General features: G+C 68.1%; 18 protein-coding genes. 7 read left to right on the top strand and 11 right to left on the bottom strand.

Translation table 11 applies throughout. The features are described 5' to 3' along the window. Window positions 1-6: 6 nt before the first annotated feature. From tatB to sigE, 4 genes are all read right to left on the bottom strand, one after another. Window positions 7-384, bottom strand: coding sequence for a Sec-independent protein translocase protein TatB (gene tatB / locus AC5Y3Z_RS21345; RefSeq protein ID WP_463826704.1), 378 nt, complete (start codon window positions 382-384; stop codon window positions 7-9). 160 nt (window positions 385-544) lie between these two features. Then, window positions 545-2,059, bottom strand: coding sequence for a serine protease HtrA (gene htrA, locus AC5Y3Z_RS21350; protein ID WP_463826705.1), 1,515 nt, complete (start codon window positions 2,057-2,059; stop codon window positions 545-547). Window positions 2,060-2,168: 109 nt separating this feature from the next. Further along, complete coding sequence (rseA, locus tag AC5Y3Z_RS21355; protein ID WP_463826706.1) at window positions 2,169-2,555, bottom strand: anti-sigma E factor RseA; 387 nt, start codon at window positions 2,553-2,555, stop codon at window positions 2,169-2,171. 145 nt (window positions 2,556-2,700) lie between these two features. After that, window positions 2,701-3,480, bottom strand: coding sequence for an RNA polymerase sigma factor SigE (gene sigE, locus AC5Y3Z_RS21360; protein WP_463826707.1), 780 nt, complete (start codon window positions 3,478-3,480; stop codon window positions 2,701-2,703). A 203-nt stretch (window positions 3,481-3,683) separates the two neighbouring features. On the opposite strand from sigE, the gene AC5Y3Z_RS21365 reads away from it, so the two are divergent. Further along, window positions 3,684-4,349, top strand: coding sequence for an O-methyltransferase (locus tag AC5Y3Z_RS21365; RefSeq protein ID WP_463826708.1), 666 nt, complete (start codon window positions 3,684-3,686; stop codon window positions 4,347-4,349). Between the two features lies 1 nt (window position 4,350). On the opposite strand, the gene AC5Y3Z_RS21370 is transcribed toward AC5Y3Z_RS21365, so the two are convergent. After that, window positions 4,351-6,102: a PE domain-containing protein gene (locus AC5Y3Z_RS21370; protein WP_463826709.1), complete on the bottom strand. Its 1,752-nt coding sequence runs from the start codon at window positions 6,100-6,102 to the stop codon at window positions 4,351-4,353. A 141-nt stretch (window positions 6,103-6,243) separates the two neighbouring features. Here AC5Y3Z_RS21370 and AC5Y3Z_RS21375 point away from each other — a divergent pair, with 141 nt between their 5' ends. The 5 genes from AC5Y3Z_RS21375 to AC5Y3Z_RS21395 are packed head-to-tail and all read left to right on the top strand — an operon-like array spanning window position 6,244 to window position 11,802. After that, the gene (locus AC5Y3Z_RS21375) at window positions 6,244-6,879 is read left to right on the top strand and encodes a TetR/AcrR family transcriptional regulator (protein WP_463826710.1); all 636 of its coding nucleotides are present in this window, start codon (window positions 6,244-6,246) and stop codon (window positions 6,877-6,879) included. Then, window positions 6,869-7,801 carry an ABC transporter ATP-binding protein gene (locus tag AC5Y3Z_RS21380; protein WP_463826711.1) on the top strand — a complete coding sequence of 311 codons (933 nt, stop codon included), beginning with the start codon at window positions 6,869-6,871 and terminating at the stop codon, window positions 7,799-7,801. The genes AC5Y3Z_RS21375 and AC5Y3Z_RS21380 overlap by 11 nt, the downstream gene beginning before the upstream one ends. Beyond that, complete coding sequence (locus AC5Y3Z_RS21385) at window positions 7,798-9,432, top strand: ABC transporter permease (RefSeq protein ID WP_463826712.1); 1,635 nt, start codon at window positions 7,798-7,800, stop codon at window positions 9,430-9,432. Before AC5Y3Z_RS21380 ends, AC5Y3Z_RS21385 begins: the two co-directional genes overlap by 4 nt. Window positions 9,433-9,488: 56 nt before the next feature. Then, window positions 9,489-10,103 (top strand): methyltransferase family protein, encoded by a 615-nt coding sequence (locus AC5Y3Z_RS21390; protein WP_463826818.1) that lies wholly within the window; start codon window positions 9,489-9,491, stop codon window positions 10,101-10,103. A gap of 43 nt (window positions 10,104-10,146) precedes the next feature. Then, entirely contained in the window at window positions 10,147-11,802 is a 1,656-nt protein-coding gene (locus AC5Y3Z_RS21395) for a CocE/NonD family hydrolase (RefSeq protein WP_463826819.1), read from the top strand. Between the two features lie 7 nt (window positions 11,803-11,809). On the opposite strand, the gene glgC is transcribed toward AC5Y3Z_RS21395, so the two are convergent. Further along, window positions 11,810-13,024: a glucose-1-phosphate adenylyltransferase gene (glgC, locus tag AC5Y3Z_RS21400; RefSeq protein WP_463826713.1), complete on the bottom strand. Its 1,215-nt coding sequence runs from the start codon at window positions 13,022-13,024 to the stop codon at window positions 11,810-11,812. A gap of 155 nt (window positions 13,025-13,179) precedes the next feature. Between glgC and glgA the strand changes: the two genes are divergently transcribed. Continuing rightward, the gene (gene glgA, locus AC5Y3Z_RS21405; RefSeq protein ID WP_473140249.1) at window positions 13,180-14,343 is read left to right on the top strand and encodes a glycogen synthase; all 1,164 of its coding nucleotides are present in this window, start codon (window positions 13,180-13,182) and stop codon (window positions 14,341-14,343) included. A 22-nt stretch (window positions 14,344-14,365) separates the two neighbouring features. On the opposite strand, the gene AC5Y3Z_RS21410 is transcribed toward glgA, so the two are convergent. The 5 genes from AC5Y3Z_RS21410 to folP all read right to left on the bottom strand — a co-directional run bounded on the left by AC5Y3Z_RS21410 (window position 14,366) and on the right by folP (window position 17,520). Then, window positions 14,366-14,533 (bottom strand): DUF3117 domain-containing protein, encoded by a 168-nt coding sequence (locus AC5Y3Z_RS21410; protein WP_003406247.1) that lies wholly within the window; start codon window positions 14,531-14,533, stop codon window positions 14,366-14,368. 177 nt (window positions 14,534-14,710) lie between these two features. Further along, a complete protein-coding gene (locus tag AC5Y3Z_RS21415; protein ID WP_463826715.1) occupies window positions 14,711-15,289 on the bottom strand; it encodes a DNA-3-methyladenine glycosylase I in 579 nt (192 codons plus the stop codon). 7 nt (window positions 15,290-15,296) lie between these two features. Beyond that, window positions 15,297-15,659, bottom strand: a complete 363-nt coding sequence (locus AC5Y3Z_RS21420; RefSeq protein WP_463826716.1) for a DivIVA domain-containing protein — start codon at window positions 15,657-15,659, stop codon at window positions 15,297-15,299. A gap of 44 nt (window positions 15,660-15,703) precedes the next feature. Then, a complete protein-coding gene (locus AC5Y3Z_RS21425; protein WP_463826717.1) occupies window positions 15,704-16,648 on the bottom strand; it encodes a glucosyl-3-phosphoglycerate synthase in 945 nt (314 codons plus the stop codon). Next, the gene (folP, locus tag AC5Y3Z_RS21430; RefSeq protein ID WP_463826718.1) at window positions 16,645-17,520 is read right to left on the bottom strand and encodes a dihydropteroate synthase; all 876 of its coding nucleotides are present in this window, start codon (window positions 17,518-17,520) and stop codon (window positions 16,645-16,647) included. Before folP ends, AC5Y3Z_RS21425 begins: the two co-directional genes overlap by 4 nt. Between the last annotated feature and the right edge of the window lie 59 nt (window positions 17,521-17,579).

Consider the following 17,579-nt stretch of genomic DNA (forward strand, 5'->3'; position numbering starts at 1 on the left):
ACGGGGCTACGTCGCGTCGGTGTCGAACGGGGTGCGTTCGGGCGGAGGCGGCGGGGGCGTCTTGTTGGGCTCCGGCGTGCTGGCGGGTTGATCGAAGTTACCGGTGAAGATCGAGTCGTCGCCGTCGAGCAGGTGTTTGGTCAGCGCCGCGCGTGGGGTCATGCCGCGCAGCTTCTGCAACTCCCCGATCTGGCCGCGCAGATCGTCGAACTCGGGCCCGATGTCTTCGCGCAGCTGGTTGGTCATGCCGCTGAGGTAATCGCGGGCCTGGCGCAGCGCGCCGGTGGTCCAGCGGATGGCGCCGGGCAACCGTTCGGGTCCCAACACCACCAGCCCGACCACGAGCAGGACGAGCATCTCGCCCCAACCGATGTTCGCGAACATCAGCTGAGACGGTGATGACCCGCGGCGCCCGGCTGCGCCGCGCTTGCGATCATCAGGGTCGAATGGTGATGACCCGCGGCGCCCGGCTGCGCCGCGCTTGCGATCATCAGGGTCGAATGGTGATGACCCGCGGCGCCCGGCTGCGCCGCGCTTGCGATCATCACGAGCTCGTGTCGGCGTCTGGTTTGACGGTCAGGGTGACCGGGCGTCCGTCGCGGACCACCTCGATCTGAGCGTCCTGGCCGATGGTGAGCTGCCGGACCGCCACGACCGCCTCGTCGGAATCGGCGACTTTGCGCCCGCCGATCTTGACGATCACGTCGTTCTCCAGGATGCCGCCCTTCTGCGCGGGCCCGCCCGCCTTGACATTGGCCACCTGGGCGCCCGAGGCGATCGCGTTGCTCACCGAGCGGGTGCTGATCCCCAACGTCGGGTGCTGGATCTTTCCGTCCCTGATCAGGGTTTCGGCCACCAGCTTCATCTCATTGACCGGGATGGCGAAGCCGAGCCCGCTGGCGCTGTCGGACAGCGACTTGCCGGCGCTGTTGATACCGATCACCTGGGAGTCCATGTCGATCAGGGGCCCACCGGAGTTGCCGTGGTTGATCGAGGCGTCGGTCTGGATGGCGTCGAGCACGGTGTCGGTGTCCGAACCCTCGCCGGACAACGGCACCGGGCGGTGCAGCGCGCTGACGATGCCGTGGGTGACGGTGCTGCGCAGGCCCAGCGGCGCGCCGGCCGCAATCACCTCATCACCCACCCGCACCTTGTTGGAGTCACCCAGCCGCGCCACGCTCAGGTTGTTGACGTTGTCGACTTTGAGCACGGCAAGGTCGGTCTTCGGGTCGCGCCCGACCAGGCTGGCCGGCACCTCTTTGCCGTCGTTGAAGACCACGGTCAGTTTGAACTGGCTGGGATTGTTGGCGGCCTCGGAGATCACGTGGTTGTTGGTGACGATGTAACCGCGCCCGTCGATGACGACGCCGGAACCCTGCATGCCCTCCTGGTCGCTTTTGGCTTCGATGGTCACCACCGAGTCGGCCACCGCGGCAGCCACCTTGGTGAACCGGCCGGCCGGTTCCTCGGCGTTGCCGGCGGTCGACAACGTCACCTTAGAGGTGGTGAACGCCTCGACCACCTCTGCCGTCTTGCGGCCGATCACACCACCGAGCGCGCCGATCACCAGCGCGATCAGCAGCAGCACCGCCAGCGCGAGGTAGGACACCTTGCCGCCGAACAGCACGTCGCGCACTCCGAGCTTGCCGGTGTGCCGCTGCTCGGCGTGTGTGACGACCGGCGGCAGCGCGGGGGTGCCCAGCGCTGCGCCCGCCGCGGGGTCGCGCCACGGATCGTCGGGCTCGTCGTCCCCGTCGCCGTTCTTCTCGGCGGCCAGCGCGGTGGCGTCGATCGGATGCCGTTGCAATGTTTCGGTGGCACCGAACGGCCGGCCGAAGGCGTCGGCCAGCACCGGGTCGGTGGGCCGGTCGTGCGGCCGGAACTCGGACTGGTCCCGGTACTTCGGCGGGCGCACCCGCTCGGCCACGAAGGATCCCTGCTGACCGGCCGGGCGGCCGAACGTCTGACGGGAGGACGGGTCGACCGGCGGCCGGTAGATGGGGCGCGGTGCCAGCCGTTCGGTGTCCTGGCCGATGTTGTTGCCTTCGTCGGAGGTCACAGTTCCTCTTCTAGATCCATTGCTGAGCCCGACACGGGCATGTCCGCATCCACCCTAGTATCCACGCGTCACCGCGGGGCGGCGTGAACCGCGGCAGGCAAAGCTCAAGCTAGCTGCGCTTCCGCTGATCACCGGGGTCGGCGAACGGGTCGGAAAATGGCGCCGAACCCTGGTGCGGACTGTGCGGGATCTGCGACAGCAACCCGAGTAGCGAACTGGGGACGCGGATCGGGTGAGAGTCGCGCAGCGCGGCGCGCGCGCGAGTGTGATCGTCGACCTCGGCGGCACATTCCTGGCACAGCGACAGATGATGCGCGGCGCGCAAGTGTGCGTTCATCCGCAACTCACCGTCGACATAGGCCGCGATGGCCTCGATGGACAGGTGCTCGGTGGACCGGAACTGACGCGGCGCACCGATCGGGGCGTCACTCTGGGAGGCGAACTGAGCCGGCAGCCAGGAGAACGCGCGCCGGAACACATGCCCCCGGTCGGTCATCACTGAATCCCTTCGCACCCACACTAGCCCTCGATACCTCGAATGTAGCGCGGCGCGGTGCTCGATAACCATGTTCAGCCCTTATAACCACCGGATTCGGAACCAGTTGGCAACCATGCGGTAGCCGAACCGGCTCACGACAGGTTCAGCTGGCCGCTCGTGCCGACGGGTCGTAGGAGCCCAGGCCGTGCCCGGGATGGGCGGCCAGGTAGTCGCGCAGGGCTTGCCGCCCACGGTGGATCCTGCTGCGCACGGTGCCGAGCTTCACGCCCAGCGTGGCGCCGATCTCCTCGTAGGACAACCCCTCGATGTCACACAACACCACCGCGGCGCGGAATTCCGGCGGCAGCGAGTCCAACGCGGCCTGCAGATCGGGTCCCAGCCGGGAATCGTGGTAGATCTGCTCGGGGTTCGGCTCGTCGGCGGGAACCCGGTCGTAGTCGTCGGGCAGTGCTTCCATCCGGATCCGGGCGCGGCGCCGGACCATGTCGAGGAACAGGTTGGTGGTGATGCGGTGCAGCCAGCCCTCGAAGGTGCCGGGCTGGTAGTTCTGGACCGAACGGAATACCCGGATGAAGGTCTCCTGAGTCAGGTCCTCCGCGTCGTGCTGGTTGCCGGTCAGACGGTAGGCCAGGCGGTACACCCGGTCGGCGTGCTGGCGCACCAGCTCGTCCCACGACGGCAAGGTGGACTTGTCTCCCGTTGCGTCGAAGACGGCTGTGCCCAGCAGCGCGTCCGACGGCTCCACCCACTCGTCGTCGCGGACCTGCTGCGGGTGGGACATGCTGGTCGGGCTCATGGTGGTGATGGTCTGCTCCTCTGGACTTCCCCTGCCATCCAACGTCGACAGTTCGTCAACCGCGGCAACGCGCAGTTGCCACTGGGTATTCCCCATTTCGTCGCTCCAACCCACACCGCGTTCCATACCGCTCACCGTCGCCTACCCGAGTGTGGTTGAGGTATGAGCAATCTGAGCTTTGGCTGAGAAACCATACTGTTACCTGCGTTTTCCAGCGCTGATGGCGACCGGAGTGACGTTCATCGCGCCGCCGGCTCCGCGCGTGTCCGGGCGGCGCACACCGGGCGCGCCTGACCGACGGCGCAGCCGGTTCGGCATACTCTGCGGACATGTCCACTACCGACGATTCCGCCGGCCGGGTGACCCCCAGCAGAGCTGATGCGCTGGTGGCGCACGCCGAGAAATCGATATCCGAGGATGCGATCCTGACCGGCGCTCGGGAGCGGGCCGCCGACAGCGGAGCCGGCGCGGTCACCCCGGCGGTCGGTGCGCTGTTGAGCGTGCTGGCCAAGCTCAGCGGGGGCAAGGCGGTCGCCGAGGTCGGCACCGGGGTGGGCGTCAGCGGGTTGTGGCTGCTTTCCGGCATGAGCGACGACGGCGTGCTGACCACGATCGACATCGAGCCCGAGTACGTCCGGCAGGCCAAGCAGGCGTTCACCGAAGCGCAGGTGGGGCCGTCGCGTACCCGGCTGATCAGCGGGCGTGCCCAAGAGGTGCTGACCCGCCTCGCCGACAATTCCTACGACCTGGTCTTCATCGACGGCGATCCGATCGATCAGCCGGAGTACGTGGTCGAGGGCGTGCGACTGCTGCGGTCGGGCGGGGTGATCGTGGTGCACCGGGCCGCCCTGGGTGGCCGCGCCGGCGACCCGGAGGCGCGCGACGCCGAGGTGGCGGCGGTGCGCGAGGCCGCGCGACTGATCGCCGAAGACGAGCGCCTCACCCCGGCGCTGATCCCGCTGGGCGACGGCCTGCTGGCCGCCGTCCGGGAGTGAGTTACAGCGCTCCGAGCAGCGTCTCGGCGAGCGCGAACGGGAAATGCACGGTGGCCGTTGTGACCTCGCGAACGCCGTCGCGCACCGCGTTGACGATGGTCGCCGGGTCGCCGCTGAACAGCGCCGTGCCCACGTCGTAGCCCGCGAACTGCGGCGCGGTGATGAAGTTGCGCACGTCGACGAACAGCTGAGTCGGCAGGTTCGCCGGCCCGACGGGCGCGCCGTTGTAGCTCACCATGGTCCAGCCGGTGCCGGGACTGCCCTGCACCACCACCGTCCCGGTGTTCGGCAGCGAGCCGGTGACCAGCAGCAACGGATTGGGATTGTCGACCATCATCATGGTGCCGGTCTCGATGGCCAGCGCGCTGGAGTAGGCGGCGACCGTGTGACTCGGCTGTGTCAGGGCGGCGTTGTACATGGTCTGCACCGCGTCGTTGAAGTTGCTGGCGAAGGTCAGGCCGGTGGGGTTGACGGCGGAGATGCCCAGCATGGGGAAGGCGGGGAAGCCGAGCGTCCACACCACGGGTCCGGCCAGGTAGAGCAGGCCGGCCGGGATCTGCGGCATGTCTTCCAGGAGGCCGGCGTTGATCTCGTTCAGGCCGGGCAGGATGACTTGCGATATCGGCTGCGTGCCCAGCCCCACGAGGTAGGAGGCCGTCTCCTGCGTCCTGATCATCTGCGACGAGAAGATCCCGGCGAAATCGGGCTGTTGGCCGTTGAGCAGGTTGGCAATGGCCTGCGCCTGCTGCACGCCCACCGCGGTCAGCGGCGGCCCGGGCACCGCCGTGTCGAGCAGGTTGGCCACATTGCTGGCGGTCTGCCCGTGCCGGATGAACTCGATGGTGACGGTCTCGGTGCTCGGCGGGATGAAGGTGGGCCCACCCTGGCCGATGAACAGTCCGGGGTAGCCGCGCGCCCCGATCGGCCCGGTGGTGAGCCCGGTGCCGCCGGCCCCGCCGTAACCACCGTTGCCGAACAGCAGGGCCTGACCGCCCGCGCCGCCCGCACCGCCGGTACCACCCGCAAGAGCCCCGCCGGCACCCCCGAGCCCACCATTGCCCATCAGCCAACCGCCGACCCCGCCGGTGCCGCCGACCCCGCCGCCGAATCCGGCACCACCCATGCCGCCGGTCCCGATCAGTCCCGCATTGCCGCCGTTGCCGCCGGTCGCCAGCACCCCGCCGGTGGGGCTGTAGCCGGCGCCGCCGTCGCCGAACAGGATGCCGCCGGCGCCACCGGTCGGGTTCGCCAGCGTTCCCGCGGCCCCGTTTCCGATCAGATCCCGCCCGAACAGCAGGTTGGTGGGTGCGTTGATGATCGGGTCGACCGCCTGGCCGAACGGGCTGGCTATCCAGGCCTGACCGACCGTGTGAACCGGGTTGTAGATGAGCGTCTGGAACCCGTCGGAGACGATGTCGTTGATCGCCGCCAGGGGCGCCGCGGCCGCTCCACCACCGAGCAGGGTGGCCTCCAGCTGCTGCAGGGCGGCGGCTTCGGCAGCACTGTATGACGTCGCGGCGGCACCCAGGTTCTGCACGAACTGCTGGTGGTAGGCGGCTGCCTGCGCCGCCGCTGCCTGGTATTCGCCGGCGTGGGTGCCGAACAGCGCGGCGATCGCGACGGAGACTTCGTCGGCCGCAGCCGAGGCTGGCAGTAGCGCGCTGAGGTTGCCGGTGCTCAGTGCCGATCCGATCTGCGATGCGCTCGCGGTCGCCGACTCGATGCCGTCCAGTGCCACGGTGACGAATGACATTTCGCTACTCCTCGATGCGTAATTGGCCCGACGGTCATTTTGGCACCTGAACGGCGAAAAGTTGCGGAAATCGACCAAAGTCGCCAGCCGCCGTCGCCCGCGACCTTGACGACGACTGAACAGACGTTTAGTGTCCTGAACATGCGTTCAGTCGACTTGACCGCAGCCGCCCGGATCCGCGACGCGGCCATCGCCCAGTTCGGCGAGCACGGTTTCGGGATCGGCCTGCGCGCCATCGCCGAAGCGGCCGGAGTGAGCGCCGGCTTGGTCATTCATCACTTCGGCTCCAAGGACGGTCTGCGCAAGGCCTGTGACGACTACGTCGCCCAAGAGATCCGTGACTCGAAATCCGAGGCGATGAGGTCCAGTGATCCGGCCACGTGGCTGGGGCAGCTGGCCGAGATCGAGTCTTATGCACCATTGATGGCTTATCTGGTACGCAGCATGCAGTCCGGTGGTGAGCTGGCGAAGATGTTGTGGCGAAACATGATTGACAACACCGCGGCCTACCTTGAAGAGGGTGTGCAGATCGGCACCATCAAACCGAGCCGCGATCCACAGGCCCGCGCCAAATACCTGAGTATCACCGGCGGCGGCGGATTCCTGCTGTATCTGCAAATGCACGACACACCCACCGATCTGCGCAAAGTTCTGCGCGACTACGCCGAGGACATGGTGCTGCCCGCCCTCGAGATCTATTCCGAGGGCCTGCTGACCGACCACACCATGTATGACGCGTTTCTGGCCAACGAGAAAGGAGATTCCGATGTCAGCTGACCACCCGGCACCCATCGACATTCGCGGCCTCACCAAGAAATTCGGCAACGTCCGCGCACTCGACGGTCTGGACCTGTGTGTCCGCCAAGGTGAAGTGCACGGCTTCCTGGGCCCCAACGGCGCCGGCAAGTCGACCACCATCCGCATCCTGCTGGGCGTGGTCCGGGCCGACGGTGGCACGGTCCGACTACTGGGCGGCGATCCCTGGACCGATTCCGTTCAACTGCACCGCCAAATCGCCTATGTGCCAGGCGATGTCACGCTGTGGCCGGCCTTGACCGGAGGCGAGACCATCGACCTGCTCGCTCGCATGCGCGGTGGCATCGACCAACAGATGCGCGCCGAACTGATCGAGCGGTTCGAGTTCGACCCGCACAAGAAGGTGCGGGCCTACTCCAAAGGCAACCGGCAGAAGGTATCCCTGATCTCGGCGTTCTCGTCGCGTGCCGAACTGCTGCTGCTCGACGAACCCACCAGTGGGCTGGACCCTTTGATGGAGAACGTCTTTCAGCAGTGTGTCGCTGAGGCACGCGACCGCGGCGTGACGGTGCTGCTGTCCAGCCACATCCTGGCCGAGACCGAGGCACTGTGCGAACGGGTCACCATCATCCAGTCCGGCCGGACCGTCGAGAGCGGATCGCTGGAAGCCATGCGGCACCTCAGCCGCACTTCGATCAAGGCCGAACTGAGCCGCGACCCGGGCGATCTCACCCGCATCAAGGGAGTCGAAGACGTCAGCATCGAAGGCAACACGCTACGGGCCCAGGTAGACAGCGAAAGCCTGGGCGAGCTGATCCGGGTGCTCGGTGACGCCGGGGTGCGCAGCCTCATCAGCCAACCCCCCTCGCTCGAGGAATTGTTCCTGCGCCACTACCGCACCACCGGGGGCCGGCACGAACGCACGGAGGTGCCGGCCCGATGAGTACTGCCGTCCTGCAACGTCCCGCACCTGCCGCGCGGCGCAGCACGAACTTCACCGGGACCCTGAAACTGTTGCGGCTCTACCTGCGTCGAGACCGGATCGTGCTGCCGCTCTGGGTATTTCTGCTGTCGGCTCCGCTGGGCAGCGTATACATCGGCAGCATCGAAAAGGTCTATCCCACCGCAGCAGAGCGGGCTGCCTTCGCGGCGTCGATCACGGCCAGTCCCGCCCAGCGCGCGCTCTACGGTCCGATCTACGACGACGGCCTCGGCGCCGTCGGCATCTGGAAAGCCGGCATATTCCACGTTCTGATCGCGGTGGCGGTCATCCTCACCGTGATCCGGCACACCCGCGCCGACGAGGAATCCGGGCGCGCCGAGCTCATCGACTCCACCGCGGTGGGCCGCTACGCCAACCTCACCGCCGCATTGCTGTTGTCGTTCGGCGCGTCGCTGGCCACCGGTGTGATCGGCGCGGCCAGCCTGCTCGCCACCGACGTCGACCCGGCCGGGTCGGTAGCCTTCTGCGCGGCGCTGGCCGCCTCGGGCCTGGTCTTCACCGCGGTCGCCGCGGTCGCCGCGCAGCTGTCCCCGAGTGCCCGGGCGGCCCGCGGCTTCGCGTTGGCGGCGCTGGGTGCCGCGTTCACCCTGCGGGCGGTCGGCGACGCGGGTTCCGGTGCGCTGTCCTGGCTTTCGCCGTTGGGGTGGTCACTGCAGATCCGGCCGTATGCAGGCGATCGCTGGTGGGTGCTGCTGCTGCACTTGGCGGCGACCGCGCTGCTGACCGGCGTGGCTTATCGATTGCTGGCCGGCCGCGATGTCGGCGCCGGTTTGATCGCCGAACGCGCCGGACCCGGCACGGCACCGGCCACGTTGGGCAACGCGTTCGGGCTGGCCTGGCGCCTGGACCGCGGCGCGCTGCTGGTGTGGACGGCGGGACTGTCGCTGTACGGCCTGTTGATCGGCAGTGTGACGCACGGGATCGGCGACGAACTCGGCGGCGGCGCCACCGCACGCGACATCGTGGTGCGCATGGGCGGTACCAGTGCCCTGGAGCAGGCCTTCATCGGGATCGGTTTCGTGATGCTCGGCATGGTGGCGGCCGCGTTCGCCATCTCGCTGTCGCTGCGACTGCACCAGGAAGAAGCCAGCCAGCGCGCCGAGACGGTGTTGGCCGGGTCGGTGTCGCGGACCCGACTGTTGGCCAGCCACCTGGTGCTCGCACTGGCCGGATCGGCGTTCGCCATGTTGTTGGCCGGTGTGACAGCCGGACTCGCTTACGGCCAGGCGGCCGGTGACGTGGCCGGCAAGCTGCCCGCGGTGATCGGCACCGCGGCTGTGCAGCTGCCTGCGGTGTGGCTGCTGGCAGCGGTCACCGTCGTCTTGTTTGGGTTGGTACCGCGGTTCACCCCGGCCGCATGGGGCGTGCTGGTCGGGTTCGTCGCGGTGTATCTGCTCGGTTCGCTGTCCGGGTCGCCGCAGTGGTTGCTCGATCTGGAGCCGTTCGCGCACACCCCCCGGGTCGGCGGCTCAGACTTCACCGCGGTGCCCCTGCTGTGCCTGCTGGCCCTTGACGGAGTGCTGATCACGGTGGGAGTCATAGCTTTTCGACGGCGAGACATCCGGCCGTGAACACCGCGGCGCGGCTCATATCATCCTCGGCGCTCGGTTTGATCGCCTTCGGCGCCATGCTGTTCATCCCGGCCGGCACGTTCCACTATTGGCAGGCGTGGGTTTTCCTCGCGGTGTTCGCCGTCGCGTCGCTGGGGCCCACCAGCTATCTGGCCCGCACCAATCCGGCTGCCCTGCAGCGACGTCTGCGCGTCGGCCCGGGAGCCGAAACCCGGACGATCCAGAAATTCGTCATTGCCGGCATCTTCGTCGGGTTCGGCGGGACCCTGGTGGTCAGCGCGCTCGATCAGCGGTTCGGCTGGTCGTCGGTGCCGACGGTGGTTGCGCTGACCGGTGACGTGCTGGTCGCGGTCGGTCTGGGCATCGCCATGCTGACTGTCGTCCAGAACAACTACGCCGCGTCGACCGTCACGGTAGAGGCGGACCAGTCGGTGGTCACCAACGGCCTCTACGGCGTGGTGCGGCACCCCATGTACGTCGGGAACCTCGTGCTGATGGTGGCCATACCGCTGGCGCTCGGCTCCCTCTGGGGCCTGCTGTTCATGGTCCCGAATACGCTGCTGCTGGTGATACGCATCCTCGACGAGGAGCGGGCTCTGACAGCGCAGCTACCCGGGTACCGCGAGTACACCCAGCTGGTGCGATACCGGCTGGTTCCGCACCTCTGGTAGCGGGCCTAAGGTTGCGGACGTGACCCCGCAACCGGCACCCGCGCTGGACCGTCCGTGGCGTCGCCCGGGGGCGCTGCGCTATGCCCGCGACAAGCTTCGCGGCATGGCCAAACCCCCTGTCACCGTCACCGACCCGCCGTCGGACCTCGTCGTGGACCGGGACGTCGAGGTACCCACCCGCGACGGAACGGTGTTGCGCATCAACGTCTTCCGCACCCAGGCCGGGCCGCGTCCGGTCATCCTCAGCATCCACCCCTACGGCAAGGACAAGCTGCCGACCAAACGGCGCAAGCGGTGGACCTTCTCGCCGCAGTACCGGCTGCTGCGGCAAACCAAGCCGGTGAGCTTCTCGGCTTACACCAGTTGGGAGGCACCGGATCCGGCGTGGTGGACCGCTCGCGGTTTCGTCGTCGTCAACGCCGATAGCCGCGGGTGCGGCCATTCCGAGGGCACCGGCAGGTTGCTGTCGCGGCAGGAGGCCGAGGACACCTACGACGTGGTGCAGTGGCTGGCCGGACAACCGTGGAGTGACGGCCGCGTGGTCATGCTCGGTGTCTCCTACCTGGCGATCAGCCAGTTCGCGGTGGCCGCGCTGCAGCCACCGGCACTACGCGCGATCTGCCCGTGGGAAGGGTTCACCGACGCCTACCGCGACCTATTGTTCCCCGGCGGAATACGCGAGTCGGGCTTCACCCGGTTGTGGTCACGCCAGGTGCAGCGCGCGACTCGTCAAACCTATGACCTGACCCGGATGCAGGACGAGCACCCGTTGCGCGACGAGTTCTGGCGCTCACTGGTACCCGATCTGTCGGCCATCACGGTCCCCATGCTGATCTGCGGCAGTTTCTCGGACAACAACCTGCACAGCCGGGGCTCCATCCGGGCGTTCACCCGGGCCGGGTCGCAGCACGCGCGGCTCTACACGCATCGTGGTGGCAAGTGGGCGGAGTTCTACTCCGCCGAAGTGCGCGCCGAACAGCTGAAGTTCTTCCGCGACGTGTTGGACGGTGCGCCGCCGACCCGCAGCGTGCGCCTCGAGGTACGCGAAGATCGTGACACCATCGCCGCGGTGCGTGAGGAAACCGAGTGGCCGCTGACCCGCACCCGTTGGCGGACACTGTATCTCGCGGGCGCTGGTCAGCTGTCAGCTGAGCCGCCGCGAGCGGCAGGCAGCGTCACCTTCGAAAGTGGTTCTCGTGCCGCACTGTTCACGTGGACCGCGCCGACAGACACCGAGCTGACCGGCCCGATGGCGCTGCGGCTGTGGATTCAGCTGGACGGGTGTGCTGATGCGAATCTGTTTGTCGGAGTCGAGAAATGGCGCGATGGTCGGTATGTCGGATTCGAGGGGTCCTACGGATACGGCCGCGACCGGGTCACGACCGGGTGGCAGCGGGCCTCGCTGCGCAGGCTGGATCCCGCGCTGTCCCTGCCGTGGGAACCCGTGCCAGCATGCGATCAGCCGGAACCGATTCCGGCCGGTGCGGTGATCCCGGTGGATGTGGCACTGGGGCCGTCGGCCACGCTGTTCCGCGCCGGCGAACAGCTGCGACTGGTGGTGGCCGGGCGGTGGCTGTGCCCGCGCAATCCGCTGACCGGTCAGTTCCCGGCGGCCTATCCCGGCCCGCCGCGTGGCCTGGTGACGTTGCGCTGGGGGCCGCGCTACGACGCGCACCTGCTGATCCCGGAAATCCCCTGAGCAGGGGTCAGACCCAGACTCCCTTGCCGACGGCAACCACCCCGCCGGAACTGATCGCGAATCGCTCCCGATCCCTGTCCAGATCGACGCCCACCATCTCACCGGGCCCGACGACCACGTTCTTGTCCAGGATCGCGTGGCGTACCACCGCGCCGCGCCCGACGCGCGCCCCCGGCATGATCACGCTGCCCTCCACGATCGCGCCGTCCTCGACCACGACGTTGGAGGACAATACCGAATTGCGTACCGAGGCCGCCGAAATGATGCTGCCCGCTCCCACCACCGACTCCTGGGCTGAGCCGCCGTTGACGAATTTGGCCGGCGCCAGGTTTTCCGAGGCGCCGAGGATCGGCCAGCGCCTGTTGTACAGGTTGAACACCGGATGCACCGACACCAGATCCATGTGCGCGTCGTAGAACGCGTCGAGGGTTCCCACGTCCCGCCAGTAACCCCGGTCCCGGTCGGTGGCGCCCGGCACGTCGTTGTCTTTGAAGTCATAGACCGCGGCCATGCCGTCGGCCACCAACCGCGGAATGATGTCGCCGCCCATGTCGTGATCGGAATGGTCGTCGTCGGCATCGGCACGGATCGCGTCGATCAACACCTTGGTGGTGAAGATGTAGTTGCCCATCGACACGAAGGTGGCGTCCGGATCGTCCGGGGTGCCGGGCGGGTCCATCGGCTTCTCGACGAAATTGCGGATCCGGCCGGATTCGTCGGCGTCGATGCAGCCGAACGCGCTGGCCTCGGCTCGCGGCACCCGGATGCCGGCCACCGTGGCGCCGGCGCCGCTGTCGACGTGGAAGCGCACCATTTGCTCGGGGTCCATCCGGTACACGTGGTCGGCGCCGAAAACCACGATGTAGTCCGGATCTTCGTCGTAAATCAGGTTCAGCGACTGATAGATCGCGTCGGCCGAACCGGTGTACCAGCGCGGTCCGAGGCGCTGCTGGGCCGGGACCGGGGTGATGTACTCGCCGGCCAGACCGGACAACCGCCAGTTCTGCGAGATGTGCCGGTCCAGTGAATGCGACTTGTACTGCGTGAGAACGCAGATCCTCAGGTAGCGCGCGTTGACGAGGTTGGAGAGGACGAAGTCGATCAGCCGGTAGCCGCCGCCGAAGGGGACTGCAGGCTTGGCGCGGTCGGCCGTCAAAGGGTACAGGCGTTTGCCTTCACCGCCGGCCAGCACGATGCCCAGCACCTGTGGCGATTCCCTCATGCGCTTCAACCTATCGGCACCTGCGGACCCCTGCCACCGATCCCTCGCTCGCCCGAGAGCTCGACGACCGGATAGGTCAAGGATATTCGGCTCGCCGGCCGGCTCCACAGCAGCCCGCCATCCGCGCTCCGCCGCGCCCGAACTACGGTGCGGGTATGCGGGTGGCGATGATGACTCGGGAATACCCTCCGGAGGTCTACGGCGGTGCCGGAGTGCATGTCACCGAGTTGGTATCCCAACTGCGCAAGTTGTGCGCGGTCGACGTGCATTGCATGGGCGCGGAGCGTCCCGATGCCACCGCCCACCAGCCCGATCCGCGGCTGCGCACCGCCAACGCCGCGCTGTCCACCCTGTCGGCAGACCTGGTGATGGCTAACGCTGTCAGCGCGGCCGCCGTGGTGCATTCGCACACCTGGTACACCGGGTTGGCCGGACATCTGGCCAAACTGCTCTACGGCATCCCGCACGTGCTGACCGCGCATTCGCTCGAGCCGATGCGGCCGTGGAAGGCCGAACAGCTCGGCGGTGGCTACCAGGTGTCGTCCTGGGTGGAGAACACCGCGGTGCTGGCCGCCGACGCGGTCATCGCCGTCAGTTCCGGGATGCGCGACGACATCCTGCGCGTCTACCCGACGCTGGATCCCAACCTCGTGCACGTAATCCGCAACGGCGTCGACACCGAGGTCTGGTATCCCAGCGGACCGGTCCTCGCCGGCTCGGTGTTGCCAGAACTCGGTGTTGACATGCAACGACCCATCGTGGCCTTCGTCGGACGGATCACCCGGCAGAAAGGTGTCCCGCACCTGGTGGCGGCCGCGCACCAGTTCAGCCCGGAGGTCCAGGTGGTGTTGTGTGCCGGCGCGCCCGACACCCCGGAGATCGCCGAAGAGGTGCGGTCGGCGGTGACCGACCTGCAGCGCAGCCGCGCCGGGGTGTTCTGGATACGGGACATGTTGCCCCAGCACAAGTTGCGCGAAATACTCTCGGCTGCATCAGTTTTCGTGTGCCCGTCGATTTACGAGCCGTTGGGCATCGTGAATCTGGAGGCAATGGCCTGCGCGACGGCGGTGGTGGCGTCCGACGTGGGCGGGATCCCCGAAGTCGTCGCCGACGGCGTCACCGGCTCCCTGGTGCACTACGACGCCGACTACCCCGACGCCTACGAGGCGCGTCTGGCCGAGGCGGTCAATGCATTGATCGCGGATCCCGAGAGGGCCGAACAGTACGGCCACGCCGGGCGTCAGCGCTGTATCGAAGAGTTTTCCTGGTCACACATCGCCGAGCAGACCCTGGACATCTACCGCAAGCTGTGTGATTAGCGCAGCCGGCCGGCACGCTGACTCAGCTGGTGACGCCCTTGAGTTCGTCGCCCAGCGCGGCGGCTTCGTCGGGTGTCAGCTCGACAACCAGCCGGCCACCGCCTTCAAGTGGTACCCGCATCACGATGCCGCGCCCCTCTTTAGTCGCTTCGAGTGGACCGTCGCCGGTCCGGGGCTTCATCGCCGCCATCGAGTGCTCCCTCCAGATTCGATCTGGCCCGCACCCGCGGACCTGGTCGGCGCCGAGCATGCCCCGACAGTGAATTTCCAGCCATACCCGACATTGAACTGACAAATCACCACTCTATTGTTCCCTATCGCGGTGACCACGTGCACAAAGGCCCACTTCTGGCGGCAACGGTGGTTGTCAATCCGCGTTGGGCGGCACCCAGCAGGTGCCGATGTGGTCGTCCACCATGCCGGTCGCCTGCATCAGCGCGTAGGCGGTGGTGGGCCCGACGAAGCGGAACCCGCGGCGTTTGAGCTCGCGCGCCATCGCCTTTGATTCGGCACTGGTTGAAGGTATTTCAGCAAGGTCGGTGAACCGGGGACGGGCGGCCGGCGCGAACGACCACAGCAGCTCGGACAGGTCCTGCGGCGATCCGAGTTCGAGGGCGGCGCGTGCGTTGCCGACGGTCGCCTCGATCTTGGCCCGGTTGCGCACGATCGTCGGGTCGGTCAGCAGGCGCTGTACGTCGGCCTCGGTGAAACGGGAGATCTTCGCGACGTCGAACCCGACGAAGGCGCGGCGGAAGTCGGCCCGTTTACGCAGGATGATCAGCCACGAGAGGCCGCTCTGGAAAGCTTCCAGGCTCATCCGTTCGAACAGCGCCGTGCCGTCGGTGAGCCGCCGGCCCCACTCGTAGTCGTGGTAGTCGCGGTACAACTCGGCGTCCGGCCCCGGCGGCAGTTCCGCCCAGCCGCAGCGAACCCGGCCGTCGCTCACGGGCGGGTCACGTCGGCCCGGAACGATCCGACCCGACGGCGTCCGCGTCGGTCAGGTCGACCACCCCGGCCCCGGTCTCGGCGCTGGAGGCCTGCAGGGCGGCGACCTGAGCGCGCAAGGTGTCCAGTTCCCGGCCGAGGCGCTCCAGCACCCAGTCCACCTCGCTGGTCTTGTAACCGCGCAGCACCTGGGTGAATTTGACCGCATCGACGTCGGCGCCGGTGACACCGAACGCCGGCAGGACGGTCGCTGTGGTGGCCCGCGGCAGGGGCGGCAATGGCTCGCCGCGGCCGAACAGCAGGCTTGCCGCGCCGAACAACACGATCGCCACCAGGATCAGGACCACCAGGTAGAGCAACACCAACGCCACGGGACTGATCTTGCCCTATGACCTGACCCGGGACCGACAGCCGTTCAGCGCGGCCGGAACACGTTCATCGGCGGCCGATCGGCCAGCGACACCGGCCAGGTGTGTTGGGTGTAGCCGTCCCCGACCGGGAAGAACTGCGTCAGGCCGACGCCGGAGTCGGGAATCCCGCACCGCGACAGCAGGGTGGCGATCACCTGACGGCTCATCGCGCCCAACTCCTCGATCGGACGGTTGCGGTGCTGCCGCACACCCAGGTTGACCTGCGCGATCGCGTCCAGGCCCAGCCGGTCGAAGGTGTCCACCAGCAGGCCGATCTCCACGCCGTAACCCGGGGCGAACGGCAGCGCGGTGAGGAGCTCACGGCTGGCCGCGTATTCCCCGCCCAGTGGTTGCAGCACGCAGCCCAGCTCGGGCCGCAGTGCGGCGAGCAGCGGTCGGGCCACGAGTTCGGTGACGCGCCCGCCGCCGGTGGCATTGCCGCCGGTCAGCGGTCGCCGGTAGAAGCCCTTGACCAGTGCGATGTCCTGGCCGGTGAGCAGCGGGCCGACCAGGTACGGCACGAACATCGGGTGCGGGTTGACCAGGTCGGAATCGATGAACACCACGATGTCGCCGCTGGTGGCGGCCAGCGAGCGCCACAGCGCCTCCCCTTTGCCGGGGCGGGCGGGCAGCTCGGGCAGCGCCTGCTCGCGGCTGACCACGCGGGCGCCGGCGGCGATGGCGCGGATCTCGGTGTCGTCGGTGGACCCCGAATCCAGCACGATCAGCTCGTCGACCAACCCGTCGACCAGCGGGGAGATGCTGTCGATCACCGATCCGATGGAGTCTTCTTCGTTGAGGGCCGGCAGCACCACCGAGATCGTCCGCCCGGCCTTGGCGGCAACCAGCTCGCCGACCGTCCAGCGCGGCAGGTTCCAGCTGCGGTCGGCCAGCCAGGCGTCCCCGGGTTGCGCCGAGAGCCGGGCCAGGTCCAGCTCGGAAGCCGTCATGCCAGTCCTCTCACGGTGCGCATCGGCGCGCGCGTCCCCTGGATGGAGGCCACCATCTCCAGTACCCGCCGGGTGGCCGCGACCTGGTGCACCCGGAACATGCGCGCTCCGGCGGCCGCCGCGAGCGCGGTAGCCGCCAGCGTGCCCTCGAGCCGTTCGGTCACGTCCACACCCAGAGTCTCCCCGACGAAGTCCTTGTTGCTCAACGCCATCAGCACCGGCCACCCGGTCTCGACGAGTTCGGCCACGTGCCGCAACAGGATCAGGCCGTGGAACGTGTTCTTGCCGAAATCGTGGGTGGGGTCGATCAGCACCCGGTCACGGGCCACTCCGACCGCAACGGCCCGCTCAGCGGCGGCGGTGACCTGGCGAATCACGTCGTCCACCACCCCGCGGGTAGTCGTACCGTAACTCACCCGGAAGGGTCGCGTCCTGGGCAGCGCACCGCCGGTGTGCGAGCACACCAGGCCGACGCCGAATTCGGCGGCCACCTCGGGCAGGCCCGCGTCGCTGCCCGCCCAGGTGTCGTTGATGATGTCCGCGCCGGCCGCACACGCCAGCCGGGCCACCTCGGGGCGCCAGGTGTCGACGCTGATCAGCTGGTCGGGATAGGCGCCGCGCAGCCATTCGACGAACGGCACCAGTCGGGCGATCTCGGTGTCGGGGTCGACCATCTCCCCCGGTCCGGCCTTGACCCCGCCGACATCGATGACGTCGGCACCCTCGGTGATCGCCCGGTGCACGGCGTCGCGGGCAGCCTCCTCGGCGAAGGTCGCGCCCTGGTCGAAGAACGAGTCCGGGGTGCGGTTGACGATCGCCATGATCAGCGCGCGATCAGCCGCGACGGGGCGACCGCAGAAGGTTGACGACACGACTCCATGGTGCCCGGTCACCGGCGTTGACTCTGCGCTCAGGGCACGGTCTACTCGCA

The organism is Mycobacterium sp. NGS61 (assembly GCF_059812325.1).

Bases quoted from the DNA above. Each gene is read 5' to 3' on its own strand.
- tatB (WP_463826704.1), bottom strand. From the start codon at position 384: ATGTTCGCGAACATCGGTTGGGGCGAGATGCTCGTCCTGCTCGTGGTC.
- rseA (WP_463826706.1), bottom strand. From the start codon at position 2,555: ATGACCGACCGGGGGCATGTGTTCCGGCGCGCGTTCTCCTGGCTGCCG.
- sigE (WP_463826707.1), bottom strand. From the start codon at position 3,480: ATGGAACGCGGTGTGGGTTGGAGCGACGAAATGGGGAATACCCAGTGG.
- AC5Y3Z_RS21365 (WP_463826708.1), top strand. From the start codon at position 3,684: ATGTCCACTACCGACGATTCCGCCGGCCGGGTGACCCCCAGCAGAGCT.
- AC5Y3Z_RS21370 (WP_463826709.1), bottom strand. From the start codon at position 6,102: ATGTCATTCGTCACCGTGGCACTGGACGGCATCGAGTCGGCGACCGCG.
- AC5Y3Z_RS21375 (WP_463826710.1), top strand. From the start codon at position 6,244: ATGCGTTCAGTCGACTTGACCGCAGCCGCCCGGATCCGCGACGCGGCC.
- AC5Y3Z_RS21380 (WP_463826711.1), top strand. From the start codon at position 6,869: ATGTCAGCTGACCACCCGGCACCCATCGACATTCGCGGCCTCACCAAG.
- AC5Y3Z_RS21385 (WP_463826712.1), top strand. From the start codon at position 7,798: ATGAGTACTGCCGTCCTGCAACGTCCCGCACCTGCCGCGCGGCGCAGC.
- AC5Y3Z_RS21390 (WP_463826818.1), top strand. From the start codon at position 9,489: ATGCTGTTCATCCCGGCCGGCACGTTCCACTATTGGCAGGCGTGGGTT.
- glgC (WP_463826713.1), bottom strand. From the start codon at position 13,024: ATGAGGGAATCGCCACAGGTGCTGGGCATCGTGCTGGCCGGCGGTGAA.
- glgA (WP_473140249.1), top strand. From the start codon at position 13,180: ATGCGGGTGGCGATGATGACTCGGGAATACCCTCCGGAGGTCTACGGC.
- AC5Y3Z_RS21410 (WP_003406247.1), bottom strand. From the start codon at position 14,533: ATGGCGGCGATGAAGCCCCGGACCGGCGACGGTCCACTCGAAGCGACT.
- AC5Y3Z_RS21425 (WP_463826717.1), bottom strand. From the start codon at position 16,648: ATGACGGCTTCCGAGCTGGACCTGGCCCGGCTCTCGGCGCAACCCGGG.